Source organism: Nocardia sp. NPDC050630, from assembly GCF_044457245.1.
Taxonomy (GTDB): Bacteria; Actinomycetota; Actinomycetes; order Mycobacteriales; family Mycobacteriaceae; genus Nocardia.
In genome coordinates this window covers 1-1,080 of the sequence record NZ_JBITGN010000074.1, presented here as the reverse complement: position 1 = coordinate 1,080, position 1,080 = coordinate 1, and the positions used below count along the sequence as shown (strand labels likewise).

Genomic DNA, 1,080 nt, shown 5'->3' with positions numbered 1-1,080 from the left:
CTTAGTGAGCGTCCGGGAACTCTTGTCAGCCGTGGCCGCGGGTGAGTTGCCAACGGATTCGGTCGTGCGGGATTCGATGGTGTCGGGTCGGCGAATGTGGTTGTGGGGGAATGATGTTCGCCCCGGCGTGGTGTAGCCCGAACATGAAGAACTCCTGGTAGAGCAGCGGTTGTCGAGACCATGTTCTGCCAGGAGTTCGTGTGCCAGTATCGCCTACCTGTCTGTGTTCGTCATGCCCGGCCCACGGCGAGTCGCAGACGCCGTGTCCGGCGTATCCGTCCTCGTGCAGCGACGAGCAGTGGGCGCTGCTCGAACCACTGTTGCCCGCTCCGGGCAACACCGCAGGCAAGGGCGGACGCGGTGAGAAACATCCCCGTCGCCTGGTGTTGGATGCGATCTTCTACCTTGTGCGTGGCGGCATCGCCTGGCGGGCGCTGCCCACCGACTTCCCACCTCCGACGACGGTCTACGACATTTTCTGCCGATGGACCAAAGCTGGTGTGTGGCAACGGATTGCCGACGCGCTGCGCGACCGGATCCGGGTGCGCGCGGGCCGCTCGCGGACCCCGACAGCGGCGATCATCGACTCCCAATCGGTGCGGGCCGCCGACACCGTGCCCGCCGCATCACGCGGATGGGACAACGGCAAGAAAGTCGGCGGCCGCAAACGCCATATCGCCACCGACACCATGGGCCTGCTGCTGGCGGTCGTGGTCACCGCCGCCAGCACCCAGGACCGCGACGGCGCTCACCCGCTGCTGGCCAGGCTGCGGGAGCGGTTCTCCACCATCACACTGACCTGGGCCGATGCCGGCTACACAGGCAGGCTGGTGCGATGGGCGCAGCACGTCCTGAACCTGGCCGTGACGATCGTCAAACGCACCGATCCCGGCTTCGTCGTGCTGCCACGCCGCTGGGTCATAGAACGAACGCTGGCCTGGATCAGCAAACACCGCCGCTGCGTCCGCGACTACGAAACCCGACCCGACCACCACGAAGCCATGATCTACATCGCCACCATCATGACCATGTCACGCCGACTCACCCGAGCATGACCGAAGTTTCCGGACGCTCACTTAG

1 protein-coding gene is annotated in these 1,080 nt (G+C 65.5%); it reads left to right on the top strand.

What is annotated here, in order from left to right; all coding sequences use genetic code 11:
• Nucleotides 1–221 precede the first annotated feature (221 nt).
• On the top strand, nucleotides 222–1,055 hold the full coding sequence (locus ACIBG0_RS42275; RefSeq protein ID WP_397041307.1) for an IS5 family transposase: 834 nt from the start codon (nucleotides 222–224) through the stop codon (nucleotides 1,053–1,055).
• Nucleotides 1,056–1,080 lie beyond the last annotated feature (25 nt).